Origin of the sequence: Pseudophaeobacter sp. A-200-2 (genome assembly GCF_041008815.1) — a bacterium.
GTDB classification, from domain to species: domain Bacteria; phylum Pseudomonadota; class Alphaproteobacteria; order Rhodobacterales; family Rhodobacteraceae; genus Phycobacter; species Phycobacter gallaeciensis_A.
Window position 1 is genome coordinate 1 of sequence record NZ_JAXGFU010000028.1, and the last position, 1183, is coordinate 1183.

Consider the following 1183-nt stretch of genomic DNA (forward strand, 5'->3'; position numbering starts at 1 on the left):
CGAGAAAGCCGCGTATGCCCGGATTGCGCCTCGGTTCGTGCCATTCATGACTATCGCACGCGCGATCTCGACACGCTCTTTGGGCGGGTTCGGGTCAAAGCCGCGCGCTTGCGCCGCTGTTCGTGTGATGCCAGGTCAGCGGCGATGCCAGGCGGACCTATTTCTCCGCTGGCCTATTTCTTTCCTGACCGGGCTACCCCGGAGCTGCAGCGGCTCCATGCGGAACTCGGGTCCCGGCATTCCTTTCGCGAAGCCGCGCGGCTGATGAAAAGCTTCCTCCCCTGCCATCCGCCCCATCACACCACGGTGCGTGACCGGTTGGGAAGAGTAGCCGCGGGGCTCGAGAAAAGTCGAAGGGCATCAGGCGATCCCGCTGAAGCACTTCCCAAAGGGGGTTTGACGGTTTTTCTGGACGGTGCGCATATCCGCTGTCGACCGGAGTATCAGCAGCGACACCTGGATCTTGTGGTCGGTAAGATTGAAAGTCGCAATATGTGCCGACGATTTGGCTTGGTCGCCAATGCGACGGCATCGCCAGGCAGCCGGATGCGAGAAGAGCTGTCAGACTTTGGATGGAAGCCGGGCCGTCTGTTGACGGTAATCTCTGATGGCGAGCTTGCTCTCCCGAACCTCATACGGAATGCCATGGGTGGCGACGGCCAGGTGAAGCATATCCTCGACTGGTGGCACATCTCGATGCGTATTCGACATGTCGAGGCCGCCGTTCAGGGTCTGGTCCAGATACCGGGATTCACTGGAATTCCGGTGCTGTTCCAGCGCCCCGCGAAAAGCCTTCGCTGGTGGCTGTGGCATGGCAGAGCACGGGTCGCGGAAACTTATCTGAAAGGGCTCATGCACGATTGCACCCGCCTTGCGGAAGAACCTTTGGCTGTCCGCACCGCTGCCGCTCGTGTGCAGGCCCGATGCGGGACACTGTACACCTATCTCGCGAACAACATGGAATCCCTTGTCGACTATGGCCGACGGTACCGTAACGGGCTGCCCATCTCGTCATCTCGTGCCGAAGGATCAGTCGATGACATTGCCAATGCCCGCATGGGAAAGCGCAGAAGGATGCGGTGGTCGCCCAAAGGGGCTCACCGAGTAGCCGTCACAAGGGCCGCAGTTCTCGATGGTCGGCTGACCGTCGCAAACAGAAAACGCGCCGCATGACCCCCATGTT

At 60.5% G+C, this 1183-nt stretch carries 1 protein-coding gene; it reads left to right on the top strand.

Annotation, left to right across the window (positions count from 1 at the left end; translation table 11 throughout):
• Window positions 1-1173: ISKra4 family transposase (locus SM766_RS20855; protein WP_046212360.1), on the top strand; the 1173-nt coding region annotated here is incomplete at its 5' end.
• Window positions 1174-1183: the final 10 nt, after the last annotated feature.